Annotated in this window: 14 protein-coding genes; 13 read left to right on the top strand and 1 reads right to left on the bottom strand. The window is 28.8% G+C overall.

Features of this window, described 5'->3' with window-relative positions:
* Position 1: 1 nt before the first annotated feature.
* Genes H6578_01705 through H6578_01670 form a run of 8 tightly spaced genes read left to right on the top strand, consistent with a single transcriptional unit; the run spans position 2 to position 7,837 of the window.
* A complete protein-coding gene (locus H6578_01705) occupies positions 2–976 on the top strand; it encodes a Gfo/Idh/MocA family oxidoreductase (protein ID MCB9225872.1) in 975 nt (324 codons plus the stop codon).
* On the top strand, positions 963–1,844 hold the full coding sequence (locus H6578_01700; GenBank protein ID MCB9225871.1) for an NAD(P)-dependent oxidoreductase: 882 nt from the start codon (positions 963–965) through the stop codon (positions 1,842–1,844). The genes H6578_01705 and H6578_01700 overlap by 14 nt, the downstream gene beginning before the upstream one ends.
* A 5-nt stretch (positions 1,845–1,849) precedes the next feature.
* Positions 1,850–2,752, top strand: a complete 903-nt coding sequence (locus H6578_01695; GenBank protein ID MCB9225870.1) for a hypothetical protein — start codon at positions 1,850–1,852, stop codon at positions 2,750–2,752.
* Complete coding sequence (locus H6578_01690; GenBank protein MCB9225869.1) at positions 2,752–3,642, top strand: glycosyltransferase family 2 protein; 891 nt, start codon at positions 2,752–2,754, stop codon at positions 3,640–3,642. The genes H6578_01695 and H6578_01690 overlap by 1 nt, the downstream gene beginning before the upstream one ends.
* Positions 3,633–4,415, top strand: a complete 783-nt coding sequence (locus tag H6578_01685) for a class I SAM-dependent methyltransferase (protein MCB9225868.1) — start codon at positions 3,633–3,635, stop codon at positions 4,413–4,415. The genes H6578_01690 and H6578_01685 overlap by 10 nt, the downstream gene beginning before the upstream one ends.
* The gene (locus H6578_01680) at positions 4,405–5,841 is read left to right on the top strand and encodes an MBOAT family protein (protein ID MCB9225867.1); all 1,437 of its coding nucleotides are present in this window, start codon (positions 4,405–4,407) and stop codon (positions 5,839–5,841) included. Before H6578_01685 ends, H6578_01680 begins: the two co-directional genes overlap by 11 nt.
* Before the next feature lie 3 nt (positions 5,842–5,844).
* Entirely contained in the window at positions 5,845–6,699 is an 855-nt protein-coding gene (locus H6578_01675) for a hypothetical protein (protein MCB9225866.1), read from the top strand.
* Between the two features lie 58 nt (positions 6,700–6,757).
* Positions 6,758–7,837, top strand: coding sequence for a glycosyltransferase (locus tag H6578_01670; protein ID MCB9225865.1), 1,080 nt, complete (start codon positions 6,758–6,760; stop codon positions 7,835–7,837).
* Here the strand turns inward: H6578_01670 and H6578_01665 are convergent.
* On the bottom strand, positions 7,821–8,999 hold the full coding sequence (locus H6578_01665; protein ID MCB9225864.1) for a glycosyltransferase: 1,179 nt from the start codon (positions 8,997–8,999) through the stop codon (positions 7,821–7,823). The two genes, H6578_01670 and H6578_01665, sit on opposite strands and share 17 nt — an antisense overlap.
* 42 nt (positions 9,000–9,041) lie before the next feature.
* Between H6578_01665 and H6578_01660 the strand changes: the two genes are divergently transcribed.
* The 5 genes from H6578_01660 (at position 9,042) to H6578_01640 (ending at position 15,401) form a co-directional block, all read left to right on the top strand.
* A complete protein-coding gene (locus H6578_01660) occupies positions 9,042–10,316 on the top strand; it encodes a hypothetical protein (GenBank protein ID MCB9225863.1) in 1,275 nt (424 codons plus the stop codon).
* A gap of 1 nt (position 10,317) precedes the next feature.
* A complete protein-coding gene (locus tag H6578_01655; GenBank protein ID MCB9225862.1) occupies positions 10,318–11,286 on the top strand; it encodes a Gfo/Idh/MocA family oxidoreductase in 969 nt (322 codons plus the stop codon).
* Between the two features lie 3 nt (positions 11,287–11,289).
* Complete coding sequence (gene asnB / locus H6578_01650) at positions 11,290–13,155, top strand: asparagine synthase (glutamine-hydrolyzing) (protein ID MCB9225861.1); 1,866 nt, start codon at positions 11,290–11,292, stop codon at positions 13,153–13,155.
* Between the two features lie 70 nt (positions 13,156–13,225).
* Positions 13,226–14,191 (top strand): GDP-mannose 4,6-dehydratase, encoded by a 966-nt coding sequence (locus H6578_01645; GenBank protein ID MCB9225860.1) that lies wholly within the window; start codon positions 13,226–13,228, stop codon positions 14,189–14,191.
* Positions 14,181–15,401 (top strand): glycosyltransferase, encoded by a 1,221-nt coding sequence (locus tag H6578_01640; GenBank protein ID MCB9225859.1) that lies wholly within the window; start codon positions 14,181–14,183, stop codon positions 15,399–15,401. The genes H6578_01645 and H6578_01640 overlap by 11 nt, the downstream gene beginning before the upstream one ends.

Below are 15,401 nucleotides of genomic sequence, written 5' to 3'. Positions count from 1 at the left end.
AATGAGAGAAAAAATTAACATAGGAGTGATGGGATGTGCTAATATTGCTAAAAGGTCAGTAATACCTACAATTATAAGTAATCAAAATTTTAACTTAGTAGCGGTAGCTAGTAGAAGTGAGTTAAAGGCTAATGAATTTGCATCTTTGTTTAATGTAAAACCCATAGTTGGTTACGAAAATTTATTAAATGAAGAAATTGATGCGGTATATATGCCCCTCCCAACAGGACTTCATGAAGAGTGGATTTTAAATTGCTTAGAAAAAAGAAAACATATTTATGTAGAGAAATCTTTTGCCCCTAATTATTTTGTTACTAAAAAAATATTAGATAAAGCAAAGCAAAAAAAATGTGTGGTTAAGGAAAATTTTATGTTCCCATACCATTCACAAAGTAAATATTTACTAAACTTAATAGAAAATAAGACTATTGGAAACATCAGAAGTTTTAGATCTTCATTCTGTTTCCCCCCTTTAAACAACAATAATTTTAGATATAGTAAAGAACTTGGCGGAGGTGCTTTATTAGATGCAGGGGCATATCCAATAAAAGCAGCACAAATGGTTTTAGGAAAAGGAATAAAACACTTATCTAGCACAATGAATGTAAACAACAAGGGAGTAGATATAACAGGAAGTGCTCATTTTTTATCTTCTCAAAATATCCCAATACATCTAACTTGGGGATTTGATAATTTTTATCAATGTCAAATTGAAATTTTAGGCACAAAAGGAAAAGTAACTACTGATAGAAGTTTTACTGCGGGACTAGGAGTAAAACCAAGTATAACTATAGAAACAGATAATAAAATTGAACAACTTAGTTTAAACTCAGACAATCATTTCAATAATATTTTAAATTCTTTTTATGATGAAATAATTGATAAAAAATTTAATGAGGCGATTGATGAAATCAAGAATCAAAGTTTTTTACAAAATGAAATATTAACAAAAAGCATTATAAATGAAGTCCTATAACAAAAAAGCAATTGTGATAGGTGGGAGTGGATACATTGGTTCTAATTTAGAATTTTACTTAAGAAAAATGGGGGGTGATGTTGATAGCTATGATAGACGTTCAAAAATAAATTTTTTTGACAGTAATGAGATAAAACAAATAAATTTTAACTCAGCAGATTTAATATTTTTTATGGCTGGAAAAACAGGAACTATAGATGGATTTGACGAATATGAGGAATATATTAAATCAAACGAAATACTTTTGCTAAAAACATTACAAGAAATTATAAAACAAGGATTTAGTGGAAGGTTTGTATATCCTTCTACAAGACTTATTTATAAGGGTATTGAAAAAACACCTTTAAAAGAAAATGACCAAAAAGAAACAAAAACTATTTATGCGGCTAATAAATTGTTTGCAGAAAATGTAATAAACTCATGGAGTAATTATTATGGATTAAATTATACTATATATAGAATATGTGTTCCGTATGGACACATTATAGAAAACAAATATTCTTATGGGACAATGGGATTTTTAACAAATCAAGCAAAAAAAGATAAAAAAATAACACTTTTTGGAAATGGTGAAATTTATAGAACATTTACACACGTTGAAGATATATGTAAAATAATGACAGAAGCTTCACTAATTGAGTCAACAAAAAATGAAATTTATAACATTGGTAGTAATGATAACATAAGTTTAAAAAGTCTTGCAGAAATGATTTCTATAAAGTATAACGCTGAAATTTGTTTTGTGCCTTGGAAAGAAAGTTTTTTGAAATTAGAATCTGGAGATACTATATTTGATGACTCCAAACTAAAAAGAATTATGAAGATAGACTATAAAAATAGTTTGAAAAATTACATTGGAAATCTGTAATATTTATGGAAGAATTATCAATTTACACAGTATGCACGGGCAACTATAAATATGGATTGTTTGCTTTATTAAATAGTATAGCTAAGTGTAATTTTAAAGGAAAAATATATGTAGCTACGAATAAAGAAATTGAAGAATTGAATCATTTAGAGAATGTGTATCAAAAAATAATTCACACTAATCATATTTTTGGCTGTTTAAAAGCAAAAATTATACTTGATAATCCTTCAGATAAATTTATATACTTAGACCCAGATATTGTGATTTTAAATACAAATTTTTTTAAAATCATAAACAACTCATTAGAAAAACATCAAAAATTAATAGTTTCAAATGAAGGCATACTCCCCAGTAGTGATATTCGCAGAAGAATTTGGAATGACAAAGCAAAGATAAATAGTAATCCAAAATCAAATTATTATTATAGTGGCGGATTTGTAGCTGGGTTGTTTAGTAAGCATAAAACAAATCTTAAAGAATGGGATACTTATATTAATGATTTTATTGAGCCAGGAAAGTATTTTAAATGCTGTTATGAATTTCCTCTTGCAGACCAAGATATATTAAATTTAGTTTTACAAAATATGGAAACAGATGAAATACTGTCATTTGGTTTCCCTGATTGGATAGGTACGGCTACATCAATAAATCCTTTTCATGAATATGGTTTTTTTGAGAAACCGCTTTTTGTACATGCAACTGGGGGTAGTAAATCTTGGCAATACGAAAAGTTGCCGTTAAGATACCCCAATGCTTACGATAAAGGTTTTTATAAAAATATTATAGAAAACACTTTAGGGATTGAAATTGACTTAAAACTTAGTAGAATTAAAAAATTATGGTTTACTGAAAGTAGAATACTTCCATTTTATAATAAAGGGAGAAAAATGTTATTGAATTTTAAATAATGGATAAAGTGTTTTTTTCTATAGTTTTGCCTACATACAATAGGGCAAACATGTTGTCAAAAGCTATTAATAGTGTTTTATGCCAATCATATACAAATTGGGAATTAATTGTGGTTGATGATGGCTCAACGGACAACACACAACAAGTAGTAGCTCAATTTGAAGATTCTCGCATAAAATATATCTATCAAGAAAATCAAGAACGAAGTGCCGCTAGAAATAATGGAATAAGAAATGCTACGGGAAAGTATATCTGTTTTATTGATAGTGATGATGAATATTTGCCAAACCATCTTAAGGCGTTATATAATAGCATATTAAATACAGGAGGAAAAAAAGCAGTATATTATTCTGAACTTTGCATAAACAATGAAAATAATAAGAATAAATATATATTAAAAAAAGAGGCTTCACTTTTAGACAATATTTTTGAACATGCTTTAATTCCTAGTAGAATATGCGTAAAAAAAGAAATTTTATTAGAGTTTCCTTTTAATGAAAACCTTAACATTTCTGAAGACACCGAGTTGCTTGTAAGAATACTGAATAAGTACCCTAAAATTGTTTCAACAAATGAACACACTGTATTATATAAAATACATGAAGACAATAGCGTTAATTATAAAAAATATAATGCTTACGCTAAAAGAAAAGAGGTATTGCAGCAAATATTGCAAAACAGTAATTCAAACGTTATACGTAAATCTTGGTGCAAAAAAATTATTAACCAGTGTAATTTTGGGATAATTAAATATTATTATTACCAAGGCAAAAAAACAAAAGCCATTTCAACTACAATTAAATCAATTATAGAGTTGCCTAATTATAAGACAAAAGAAAAAATAGTTATTTTTACCAAGCTATTGTTAAATAAAAAAGTATGGGATTAATTGGGAATCTTATTTATTGGCCAATTTCATCAAAAGATAAAGTAGAAAAATATCAAGAGATAATAAGAGATGAAGAATGGGAAGCCATAGAGCAATATATACCTGTTGCTTCAAAATTTTTAGACGTAGGATGCGGAGCTGGTTATAGTTTAATGAAGGCAAAAAACAATAGAAAATGTGAAGTTGTTGGGATAGATCCCGAACCGGGGGCTCATGGTGTGGGAAGATATAATGGTTTAAAAACAGAAAATACAGAAATTCTTCAAGGCTTTTCAGAAAATCTTCCATTTGAGGACGAACAATTTGATGTGGTTTATTCATCCCATGTTTTAGAACATGTTAATGATGAACAAAAAAGTTTAGAGGAAATGAAAAGAGTACTCAAGCAAGATGGCACACTTATTATAGGAATGCCAACAGCCGCAATGGCAGGAATTAATTTGTTTTCGCAAGTTTTCTTTTTAACCCACATTAGAATTTATAGATTTTTAAAGTCTATTATTACGCTGAAATTTAATTATCCAATTAAAAATATATTCATTTTGGGTTCTCACAGTAAACCAAGGGCAAAGTATATATGGTATGATCTTAAACACTATAAAATAAGTAATTGGGAAAAAATTGTAGGAGGCGTTTTTAATATTGGAAAAATAATAACTCCTTGTTTTTATCCTTACCCCGATTTTGTTCAATTTTTTAAAATGAAAAGGAATTTCAAATATTCAAGTAGCGTTTTTTTTATATGTAAATTAAAGAAGGGAAATGCTTTTTAACTCTATTGATTTTGCTATATTCTTGCCAATAGTATTTTTACTTTATTGGTTTGTTTTTAATAAAAACCTAAAACTCCAAAATTTCTTTTTATTAGTAGTCAGCTACTTTTTTTACGGCATGTGGGACTGGAAGTTTTTATCTTTAATAGCCATAAGCTCCTTTGTTGATTATTGGGTAGGAAATCAACTTGTTAAAGTTGAAGAACAGGGGGAAAGAAAAATATTATTGTCTATAAGTTTGATTGTTAATTTAGGACTTTTGGGCTTCTTTAAGTATTTCAATTTTTTTATACACAGTTTCAATGATGTTTTCACTTTTTTAGGACATCCTATTGACGTAGCTCCGCTACACATAATTTTACCTGTAGGAATTAGTTTCTATACTTTTCAAACATTAAGTTATTCTATTGATATTTATAGAAAGCAAATGAAGCCGGCTGAAGATGTAGTTTCATTTTTTGCTTATGTTAGTTTTTTCCCTCAACTAGTAGCGGGTCCCATAGAGCGGGCACAAAATCTTCTTCCTCAATTCTATAAAAACAGGAAATTTGATTACTATTCATCTGTATTAGGTTTAAGGCAGATATTGTGGGGCTTATTTAAAAAAGTGGTGGTAGCAGATAACTGTGCCACATACGTTAACCAAATATTTAATAATTATTCCTCTCAAGAACCGAGCACTTTGTTATTAGGGGCAATACTGTTTGCTTTTCAGATTTATGGTGATTTTTCTGGTTATTCGGATATTGCCATAGGAACAGCCAGGTTTTTTGGATTTAGTTTAATGCAAAATTTTGCTTTTCCATATTTTTCAAGAGATATTGCCGAGTTTTGGAGACGTTGGCATATTTCTTTATCCTCTTGGTTTAAAGATTATTTATACATTCCTTTAGGGGGAAGTAGAGGTGGAATGGGTAAAAAAATTAGAAATACATTTATTATATTTTTAGTTAGTGGATTTTGGCACGGGGCAAATTGGACATTTGTTGTATGGGGTGCACTTAACGCTTTTTATTTTTTGCCCTTATTGATATTTAATAAAAATAGAAGTAATATAGATATAGTGGCATCATCTTCTTTTTTGCCAACTTTTAAAGAGGGACTACAAATATTGCTAACATTTTTTTTAACAATTATAGCTTGGATATTTTTTAGGGCAGATAGCGTGTCAATAGGCATGGAATATACTACGAGATTATTTTCTTTAAAACTCTTTTCAATGCCATCAATACTTCCTGTTAAAACACTTTTATTTGTAGGTGTTTTGTTGCTTTTAGAATGGCTTAACAGAAAATCGTTGTTTGGTTTAGAATTGAGATATTTTAAACTTCCCTCTGTTTTACGATGGAGTTTATATTTGATATTAATTTTTCTAATTGCTTTTTTTGCAGGAAAACAACAAGAATTTATTTATTTTCAATTTTAAATAATGAAAAAGTTTCTAAAACATACCATATATTTTAGCTTGTTTGTATTTATACTTTTCCTTTCTTTATTTTTAGCTGTTAAATATTATCCTGTACAAGATAGTGTTTATAAAATACCCGAGAATATTAATACCTTATTTGTTGGAGATTCACATGTAGAATGTGCCATAAATGACACCTTAATTTCTAATGCTGTAAATTATGCTCAAAGCGGAGATAATTATTTATATACATTTATAAAACTTAGAAAGTTAATAGAAAATAACCCTGAAATTAAAACAGTATTTTTATCATACTCATACTTTAATATTTTAAAATATCAAAATAAGTGGTATTATGAAGATCAATACGTTAACTATAAGGTATCCAAATATTTAATGGAAATGAATAATCAAGAGTTGATAAAAGTTTTTAGTTTAAATCCAAAAGAATTTATTGCTTCAATTCCAGAATATATTAAGCATAATGCTTTAAGAATACTTAAAAATAAAAACATATCAGACTTAGAATGGGGTGGATATAAAGCATTGCAAAACAAAAGACGAAAAGAATTACAATTTACTTTTGTAGACAATGGAGAGTATTCGGACTTACAAATAAATTATCTCAATGAAATATATAGATATTGTGTAGAAAACGATGTGAAAATTAATCTTATAGCAACACCTATTTATGAATGGGAAAAGCAGGTGAGTGAAAATACAAAGAATAGCTATTATGAGTTGAAAAACATAAAATTTTCTGAGGCAAAATTATTTGATTTTACTAATTTTATATTAAATGATACAATGTTTGCAGATAATGAACATTTAAATAAGTATGGAGCTACACTATTTACTTTAGAAACTCTTAAATAAAAAATCAATGAGAGTTCTTCAAATTATTCCAAATCTAACAAATGGAGGTGCAGAAAGATTGACAATAGATATTTGTAATGCACTACAAAATAAAGGATGTGAAGTAAAACTCATAAGTTTTGGAAATCATAATGGATATGGAGAACTAATAAAGGATATTGATTGGATAATTCTTAATGAAAAGAGTAATTTGCGGTTTTTAAGAGGATATTATCCTTTTGCTCAAAAACTTCAAAAAATTATTGACAATTTTCAACCAAACATTATACACACTCATTTATTTGAAGCTGAAATCATATCGCGAAGTTGTTTTTATCATAAAGCTAAATGGTTTAGTCATTTGCATGACAATATGCCGCAATTAAGGAATTTATCATTACAAACATTATTAAATAAAAAGCAATTAATCAATTTTTACGAAAAACAATGGCTTCTACAAAAGTATAAAAACAATGGAGGAAATAGCTTTATTGCTATTTCTCGAGACACCTTAAAATATGGGGAAAAAGTTTTGACCCCTATTTGTGAAATCAACTATCTTAAAAATGCTATTAATTATGATAATTTTTATTGCAAAAGGAATTTTTTAGAAGAAACTAAATTAAAGTTAATAAATATAGGTAGTTTCCAACCCAAGAAAAACCAACAATTTTTAGTAGATATCGCCAAAGTTTTAAAAGATAAAGAAATAGATTTTGAGTTAAGATTTTTAGGAGATGGAGAACTAAAATCTAATATTCAAGAAAAGGTTCAAAAATTAAGATTGCAAAACCAAGTTTTTTTTGAAGGCAATGTTTCTAATGTCTCCGAGTATTTAAACAAGTCGAATCTTTATGTTCATTCGGCATATTACGAACCTTTTGGTCTTGTTCTTTTAGAAGCCATGGCGGCAGGCTTGCCGGTAGTTTCTCTAGATGGAAAAGGAAATAGAGATATAATGGTAGATGGAGAAAATGGATATATGTTGCAAGAGCAGGATGCTATTTTATTTGCAAATAAGATTATAGAGCTATGGAAAGATAGAATATTAATGAATCAAATATCCGTAAAAGCAAATGAATTTGCTAAGAACTATGATATTACTCAATATTGCACTAAGCTATTAACGCTTTACCAAGAAGCTATAGATTCAAAATAGATTGAATAAATTTTGTGTAATTTGTTTTAGCATTATATTTCTCTTGCCAAGTATTATATGCATTTTGTCTGAATATTTTCTTTTCTTTAATGGGCAAAACTTGATATTTAACTATTACTTCCACAATTTCTTGAAGTGTTGGGTTTGGGCTTAATAAAAAACCATTAACTCCATCCTCTATAATCTCAGAAACGCCTCCTACATTAGTTCCTATACAAGGAGTCCCAAAACTCATTGCTTCCATCATAGATACGGGAATACCTTCAGTTGTACTTGTATTAACAAGGAGTGTGTTATGGTTGTTTTCAAGTAGCCATGTTTTTATCGCACTATTATCCAAATGACCATGAAAATGAAATCTTGTATCATTTTCCATAATTTTTAAAAGTTCCTTTTTTTGATTTCCATCTCCAAAATGATGCCATTCTATATCAGTATTATTTATAAGTAGAAACGCCTCTGCTAATAGCAAAATACGTTTTAAAGGAATAATTGATGCAATAGACACTATTTTAAAAGTCTTGCCTTCCACTTCAAAAGATATTTTTTCATTTTGTATAACTCCCAGTCTTGAAATAAGGGTGTTTTTTATTCCTTGCTTTTCTAACTCCTTCAAACCATTAGAAGAAATCGCCAAAATTTTATCAAGTTTTTTTCCTAAAAATTCTCTAAAAGGTAAATAACTATACTGATGTCTATCTTGATAAACATCCCATCCGTGTGCTCTAGAAATATAAACCATGTTAGGATGTTTTTCCTTCAATAAGGATAAAGCAATTGCTTTGTCATCTAACCAATAAGAGTAGAATATACTGTTTTTAGGAAAACCTTGCTTTAGTATGAAAGTTTTAATTCTTTGAGCTTGAAGCCAGCTTTTAATAGCAATTTTATTTTTAAAAGGATTAGATATTAAGTTGGAAAAGAACTCTTTGATAAAATCAAATTGAAAAAAAAACAATAAATTGAAATGAGGTTTTCCTTTTTCATAAGAAAGCACCTTGATCTTTTTGGGGATTAAACGTAATTGATCTTTTTTAGAGAAAGTAATAATGACAATTTCGCTAAAACGCTCAGATAAAAACTTAATTTCATTTTCTACAAAGGTCTCTCCTTTCCCATAAGGAAATCCATCTGTTAGAAAAATTAAAGTTTTATTATCCATAAGTTGTTAGGAAACAAAAGTAATTATTTTACTTTTGTTGTTGTGAAAAAAGTCTTAATCCTCTCATATTATTTTCCCCCTTGCAATCTTACGGCAGCTAATAGAATAGGCGGTTGGTATAAGTACTTACCTGAAAATAATTTTTATCCCATTGTTATTACTAGAAATTGGACAGGAAATGAACTTACTGAAGAAAGTAGATTAATGGATTCAGGAAAAGAAATAAGAGTAGAAAAAAAAGAAGACTCTGAAGTACATTATTTACCATATAAAGCCTCTTGGCGAGATAACTGTTTTGTAAAAGGAAAAAACAACAAGTTTTTTGCATTAGTTAGTAAATTATTAACAACCTTAATGACTGTGCTTCAAAATTTTACTATTAAAGCAATACCATATAATAATTTGTATTATTATATCCAAAACTTTTTGAAGGAAAACAAAGATGTAAAAACTTTAATTATTTCTGGTAACCCATTTGAGCAGTTTTATTTTGGATATTTATTAAAAAAGGAATTTCCCGATTTAAAATGGGTTGCAGATTATAGGGATGATTGGACTACCAATGAATTATATAAGAAAAATTCTCCATTATATAAGGTAATTAATAGGTATAATCGGCATTTTGAATTGAAATGGCTAAAAAGTTCATCTAAAATAATTACCGTATCTAATTTATATGCCAGTAGATTAGCAAAGCTACATGAAAAAGAGGTCTACGTTGTTATGAATGGATTTCCCGACAAGATAATGGATTTCCCAAAAAACAGTATTATAAAATATAGTGATAAATTTGTTATTAGTTATTCTGGATCAATATATGAAAGTCAAGATTTTAGCATATTATTTGAAGGTGTAAATAAATTTGCAATAGTCCATCCTAAACTTAATATTAAAGTGCAGTTTATTGGAGCCAAAGGATTTAAAATTAAGAATAAAGAATTTAATTCTTCTAATAATAATTACAACTTTGATATAGAGATATCGGATCGCTTGCCTTGGAGTGAGGCCTATTTGAAACTCAAGGAGAGTAATGTTTTATTTTTAACATCCTATGGTAATTTAAAAGGAATCCCTACTTCAAAACTTTTTGAATATATAACGACAGATGTTCCTATAATATTAGCTCCTTCGGACAATGATATAATGGAAAGCATTATTTTACAGACTAAAACTGGTTATATTTGCGAGGATAAGGAGGGCGTTTATTCTTCTTTGAAAGAAATTTATACCTTTGATAACTATAACCCCAACTGGATCAAAATTAGAAAATATTCTTCTGAGCTTCAAATAAAAAAACTTGTTAACCTAATAAAATAATATGAAAAACTTTGCCCTTATAGGAGCATCCGGCTATATAGCTCCCCGACATTTAAAAGCTATAAAAGATACTGACAACAATTTGTTGGCAGCATACGATCCTTTTGATAGTGTAGGAATAATGGATAGCTATTTTCCTAAAGCCGATTTTTTTACCGAATTTGAACGTTTTGATCGTCATATAGATAAACTAAAACGAACCGGAAATCAAGTTGATTATGTTTCTATCTGTTCGCCTAATTATTTACATGATTCGCATATAAGGTTTGGCTTGAGAAATCAAGCAAACGTTATCTGTGAGAAACCCTTAGTGCTTAATCCTTGGAATGTAGAAGGACTAATGGATATGGAAAAAGAAACGGGGAAAAATGTTTACAATATCCTTCAGCTACGTTTGCACGAAAGTGTTATTGCCTTAAAAAAGAGAGTTGAACAAGCCCCAAAAGATAAAATTTTTGATTTTGACTTGACCTATATTACATCCAGAGGAAAATGGTATTATACCAGCTGGAAAGGCGATGCTCAAAAATCGGGAGGCATAGCTACAAACATAGGTGTACATTTTTACGATATGCTAAGCTGGATTTTTGGTAATGTTAAAGAAAATAGAGTACATATACACACCCATGATAGAGCCTCTGGCTATTTAGAATTTGATAGAGCAAGGGTACGTTGGTTTTTAAGCATCAATAGTGATACATTACCAGAACAAGCTATAGAAAAAGGAAAAACAACATACCGAAGTATGACTTTAGAGGGCGAAGAAATAGAATTTAGTGATGGATTTACAGAATTGCATACCTTAAGCTATAAAGATATATTAGCCGGTGGTGGGTTTAGGATAAAAGAAGCCTTAAATGCCATAAAAGTTGTTCATGATATTAGAAATCAAACACCAATAGGATTGAAAGGAGAATATCATCCATTTGCAAAACTTCCACTAACTTCGCACCCGTTTAATAACAGATAATAAATGTGTGGAATAACAGGAATATTTTCGTTTTCTTCTGAAACGCCTAAAGATTGGGTGGTAGAAATGACCAATAAACTTTCGCATCGTGGACCGGATGCGGAAGGTTTTGCTGTTTCCCAAAACAGACAATGCGTTTTAGGTCATAGACGTTTAAGTATTATAGATTTGTCATCCGGAGCCAATCAACCCATGCAATCTTCTTGTGGTAATTATGCTATGGTTTTTAATGGCGAAATTTACAATTATAAGGAGATAAAAGCAGATATTGAAGCCAATGTTAAGATAAATTGGAAAACAAATTCAGATACAGAGGTCTTGTTAGAAGCATTTGCCCTTTGGGGAAAACAATTTGTGTATAAACTGAACGGCATGTTTGCCATTGCTATTTTTGATACTGCCCAAAATATACTTTGGCTTTTTAGAGATAGAATGGGAATTAAGCCCATATATTATTATTTAGATGACAGTAAATTTATTTTTGCTTCGGAATTAAAAGCAATAAATGGCATAAAAGATAAGTTGGAAAACTTTACCATAAACAAAGAAGCTGTAACTCAATATTTAAGACTTGGATATATTCCTACGCCCAATACAATTTTTAACGAAGTAAAAAAAATGCCTTCTGCAAGCTACATAGCTGTAACAACAAGTGGCATCAACATAGAAAAATATTGGGATATTAAAAAGAAAATAACTCCAAATACAATACAAAACGAAAAAGAGGCTAAAGAAAAACTGCATAATTTAATAAAATCAAGTGTTTCGTACCGTTTAATTAGCGATGTGCCTTTTGGTACATTTTTAAGTGGTGGGATAGATTCTTCTATCATTACAGCAATAGCTCAGAGCATTTCTGATAAACCAATAAATACTTTTACATTGGCTATAAAAGATGAAAACTTTAATGAATCTGAATATGCAAGAAAAATTGCAGACTACTTAAAAACTAATCATCATGAACTGGAGGTTACACACAAAGATGTTATAGATGGTTTTGATAGCATAATAGACGTTTATGATGAGCCGTTTGCTGATTCTTCAACAGTGCCGACAATGATTGTTTCAAAATTAGCAAGAAAACATGTTAAAATGACACTTTCTGGTGATGGAGGTGATGAGCAATTTATGGGTTATGGAAGTTATGTGTGGGCAAATAGGCTAAAGAACCCGGTATTAAAGAATTTAAGAAAACCAATTGCATGGGCTTTATCAAAGTCTAATAACAAGAGGAAAAGAGTGGCAGAACACTTTAGATATAAAGATGAAGAAAGACTAATTAGTAATATTTACTCTGTAGAGCAGTATTATTTTTCAGAAAGAGAATTAGAGATCATTTTAAACAAAGAAGAATATTCTAAGGAATTACATATAGACCAAAATTCCAAATTAATCCGTATATTTTCAGAATCAGAAAAACAAGCTTTCTTTGATTTGCAATACTATTTGCAAGATGATTTATTGGTTAAAGTAGATAGAGCTAGTATGAAATACTCATTAGAGAGTAGAGTTCCTCTGCTTGATCATAGAATAGTAGAATATACACTTAATTTAGACGAAAAATTAAAGTATAAAGATAAAGAAAGTAAATACTTGTTAAAGCAGTTGTTGTATGAGTATTTACCTAAAGAGTTTTTTGATAGACCCAAAAAAGGATTTGGCTTACCCTTAAAAAGATGGTTAAAGGAAGACTTATCCTACTTAATGGATAAGTATTTGAGTATAGAAATATTAAATAAGTATAATATCTTTGATATACAAGAGGTAAAAATTATAGAACAGAGATATAAAGCAGGAGAAGATTATTTATATAACAAATTGTGGCAAATAATAATATTGAATCAATGGTTAGAAAAAAACATAGGTTAACAATAACTTTTAGCTACATGTTTCTTGGTCTTTTATATTTTAATTACTTTTACCTTTCAATTAACTAAGCATGTTAAATATACTAGTAACTGGTTGTGCCGGATTTATTGGTTCAAATTTGTCAGAATTTTTGCTTGAAAAGAATTTTAATGTTATTGGCATAGATAATTTTGATAATTTTTATGATAGAAACGTTAAAGAAAAAAATCTTCAAAACTTTTTGAGGCATAAAAACTTTAACTTTTTTGAGTTAGACATAACTGAAAAAGAAAAACTCTTTATTTCTATACCTGCAAAAGTTGACTTAATAATACATTTAGCTGCAAAAGCAGGAGTGCTTCCTTCTTTAAAAAACCCTCAAGAATATATAGATACGAATATAAAGGGTACAAATAATTTGTTAGAATTGGCAGTTGAAAAAAATATAAAGAAATTTATATTTGCTTCATCATCATCAGTATATGGAAACAATAATAAGATTCCATTCAATGAAGAAGATGCAACAGATTATCCTATATCTCCATACGCTTTCACAAAAAAATCATGTGAATTAATGAATTATAATTATCATAATATTTATGATATTGATATAATAAACTTGCGATTTTTTACAGTTTATGGTCCCAAGCAAAGACCGGATTTAGCTATTCATAAGTTTTTTAAATTAATATATGAAGACAAGCCAATACAAATGTATGGTAATGGAGACACGGCTAGAGATTATACTTATATAGATGATACAGTAAATGGGATATTGGGAGCTATAGGGTATATAGCAAATAATAACAAAATATATGAAACAATAAATCTTGGCAATAACTCTCCAATAAAACTAAATGAGTTAATAGCTGCAATATATAAAACGACAGGGAAACCCATAAACGTTCAAAAAAAACCAATGCAACCAGGAGATGTAAATGTTACATATGCATCTATAGATAAAGCAAAAAAAATACTCAATTACAATCCAAGCACAAATTTAAAAGATGGATTAAAAAAATTTCAAAAATGGTATTTGCAAAATTATGAAGCATAAAATATTGTATCTTTCTTATACTGGAATGACTGAACCTTTGGGTCAAAGTCAGGTACTTTCTTATTTATTAAAAATGAGCAATGAAGAATTAGAGTTTCATATAATTTCATTTGAAAAAGAAGAAGACTTTTTTAAGAATAAGGAAGTAGTTTTGAATTTAATAAAGAACCATAATATTAAATGGCATCCTCTTTCTTATACAAAAAAACCAGCTGTTTTATCTACTTTATATGATATAAAAAGAGCAACTAAATTGGCAAAACGACTAAATAGTCAGAGTCCATTTACTATTGTCCATTGCAGAGGGTATATACTCAATAGTATAGCCGTTCAGTTTAAAGAAAAGTATAGTGCAAAATACATTTTTGATATGAGAGGTTGGTGGCCAGATGAAAAAAAGGAAAGTGGGTTGTGGAATTCAATTATTTACAAACCAGTTTATTTGTATTATAAGAAACTAGAAAAAAAATATTTTAAACAAGCAGATATAATAGTTTCATTAACCCATGCTGGTAAAAATAAAATTATAGAGTTAGGACATTCTTCTTCTGATAAGGTTAAAATTATTCCTACTTGCGTAAATTTTGATGTTTTTAAACCTTTTAACCAGAAAATAAGAGAACAAAAAAGAAAGGAATTGAAAATAGATAAAAATGCAACAGTTTTTTTATACAGTGGTTCAGTTGGGGCAAATTACAGAACAGATTTAGTTATAAAATTCTACAAACAATTACAAAAAATACAAGAGAATACTTGTCTGCTTTTTTTGTCTCATTCAGACCATTCAATTATATATAAGGAACTACAAAAAGCAAATTTAACAACAGATACTATCCGTATAACTTCATGTCTTTATAATGAAGTAGGAGATTATTTAATGGTAGGAGATGTGGGAATGATAATGTATAATACAGGATTTTCTGTTATAGGTAGAAGTCCCACAAAACTAGGAGAATATTGGGCGTCAGGTTTAAAATGTCTTTCATGTGAAGGAATAGGAGATTTAACTAATTTACTTAAAAGCTATCCTAAAGGAGGTGCTTTGGTTAAAGGGATTAATGCTTCGGAAGATGAATATAAAAGAAGCGTGAAAAAAGTTTTAAAAGAAAACGTTACAAAAGAAGAATTACGAGAATACGCAATAAATTATTTTGATCTTAGTACCGGTGTTCAACGATACAAAGAGATATATGATGAAATTTTAAATTAA

This window comes from Chitinophagales bacterium, assembly GCA_020635995.1.
Lineage (GTDB): Bacteria > Bacteroidota > Bacteroidia > Chitinophagales > UBA8649 > JAFMKE01.
Note: the sequence above shows the minus strand (reverse complement) of the source record. Positions and strands in the feature narration are given on the sequence as shown.

What these genes read in the sequence shown, in the direction of transcription:
- H6578_01705 (MCB9225872.1), top strand. Translation starts at nt 2, where the DNA reads ATGAGAGAAAAAATTAACATAGGAGTGATGGGATGTGCTAATATTGCT.
- H6578_01700 (MCB9225871.1), top strand. Translation starts at nt 963, where the DNA reads ATGAAGTCCTATAACAAAAAAGCAATTGTGATAGGTGGGAGTGGATAC.
- H6578_01695 (MCB9225870.1), top strand. Translation starts at nt 1,850, where the DNA reads ATGGAAGAATTATCAATTTACACAGTATGCACGGGCAACTATAAATAT.
- H6578_01690 (MCB9225869.1), top strand. Translation starts at nt 2,752, where the DNA reads ATGGATAAAGTGTTTTTTTCTATAGTTTTGCCTACATACAATAGGGCA.
- H6578_01685 (MCB9225868.1), top strand. Translation starts at nt 3,633, where the DNA reads ATGGGATTAATTGGGAATCTTATTTATTGGCCAATTTCATCAAAAGAT.
- H6578_01680 (MCB9225867.1), top strand. Translation starts at nt 4,405, where the DNA reads ATGCTTTTTAACTCTATTGATTTTGCTATATTCTTGCCAATAGTATTT.
- H6578_01675 (MCB9225866.1), top strand. Translation starts at nt 5,845, where the DNA reads ATGAAAAAGTTTCTAAAACATACCATATATTTTAGCTTGTTTGTATTT.
- H6578_01665 (MCB9225864.1), bottom strand. Translation starts at nt 8,999, where the DNA reads ATGGATAATAAAACTTTAATTTTTCTAACAGATGGATTTCCTTATGGG.
- H6578_01655 (MCB9225862.1), top strand. Translation starts at nt 10,318, where the DNA reads ATGAAAAACTTTGCCCTTATAGGAGCATCCGGCTATATAGCTCCCCGA.
- asnB (MCB9225861.1), top strand. Translation starts at nt 11,290, where the DNA reads ATGTGTGGAATAACAGGAATATTTTCGTTTTCTTCTGAAACGCCTAAA.
- H6578_01645 (MCB9225860.1), top strand. Translation starts at nt 13,226, where the DNA reads ATGTTAAATATACTAGTAACTGGTTGTGCCGGATTTATTGGTTCAAAT.
- H6578_01640 (MCB9225859.1), top strand. Translation starts at nt 14,181, where the DNA reads ATGAAGCATAAAATATTGTATCTTTCTTATACTGGAATGACTGAACCT.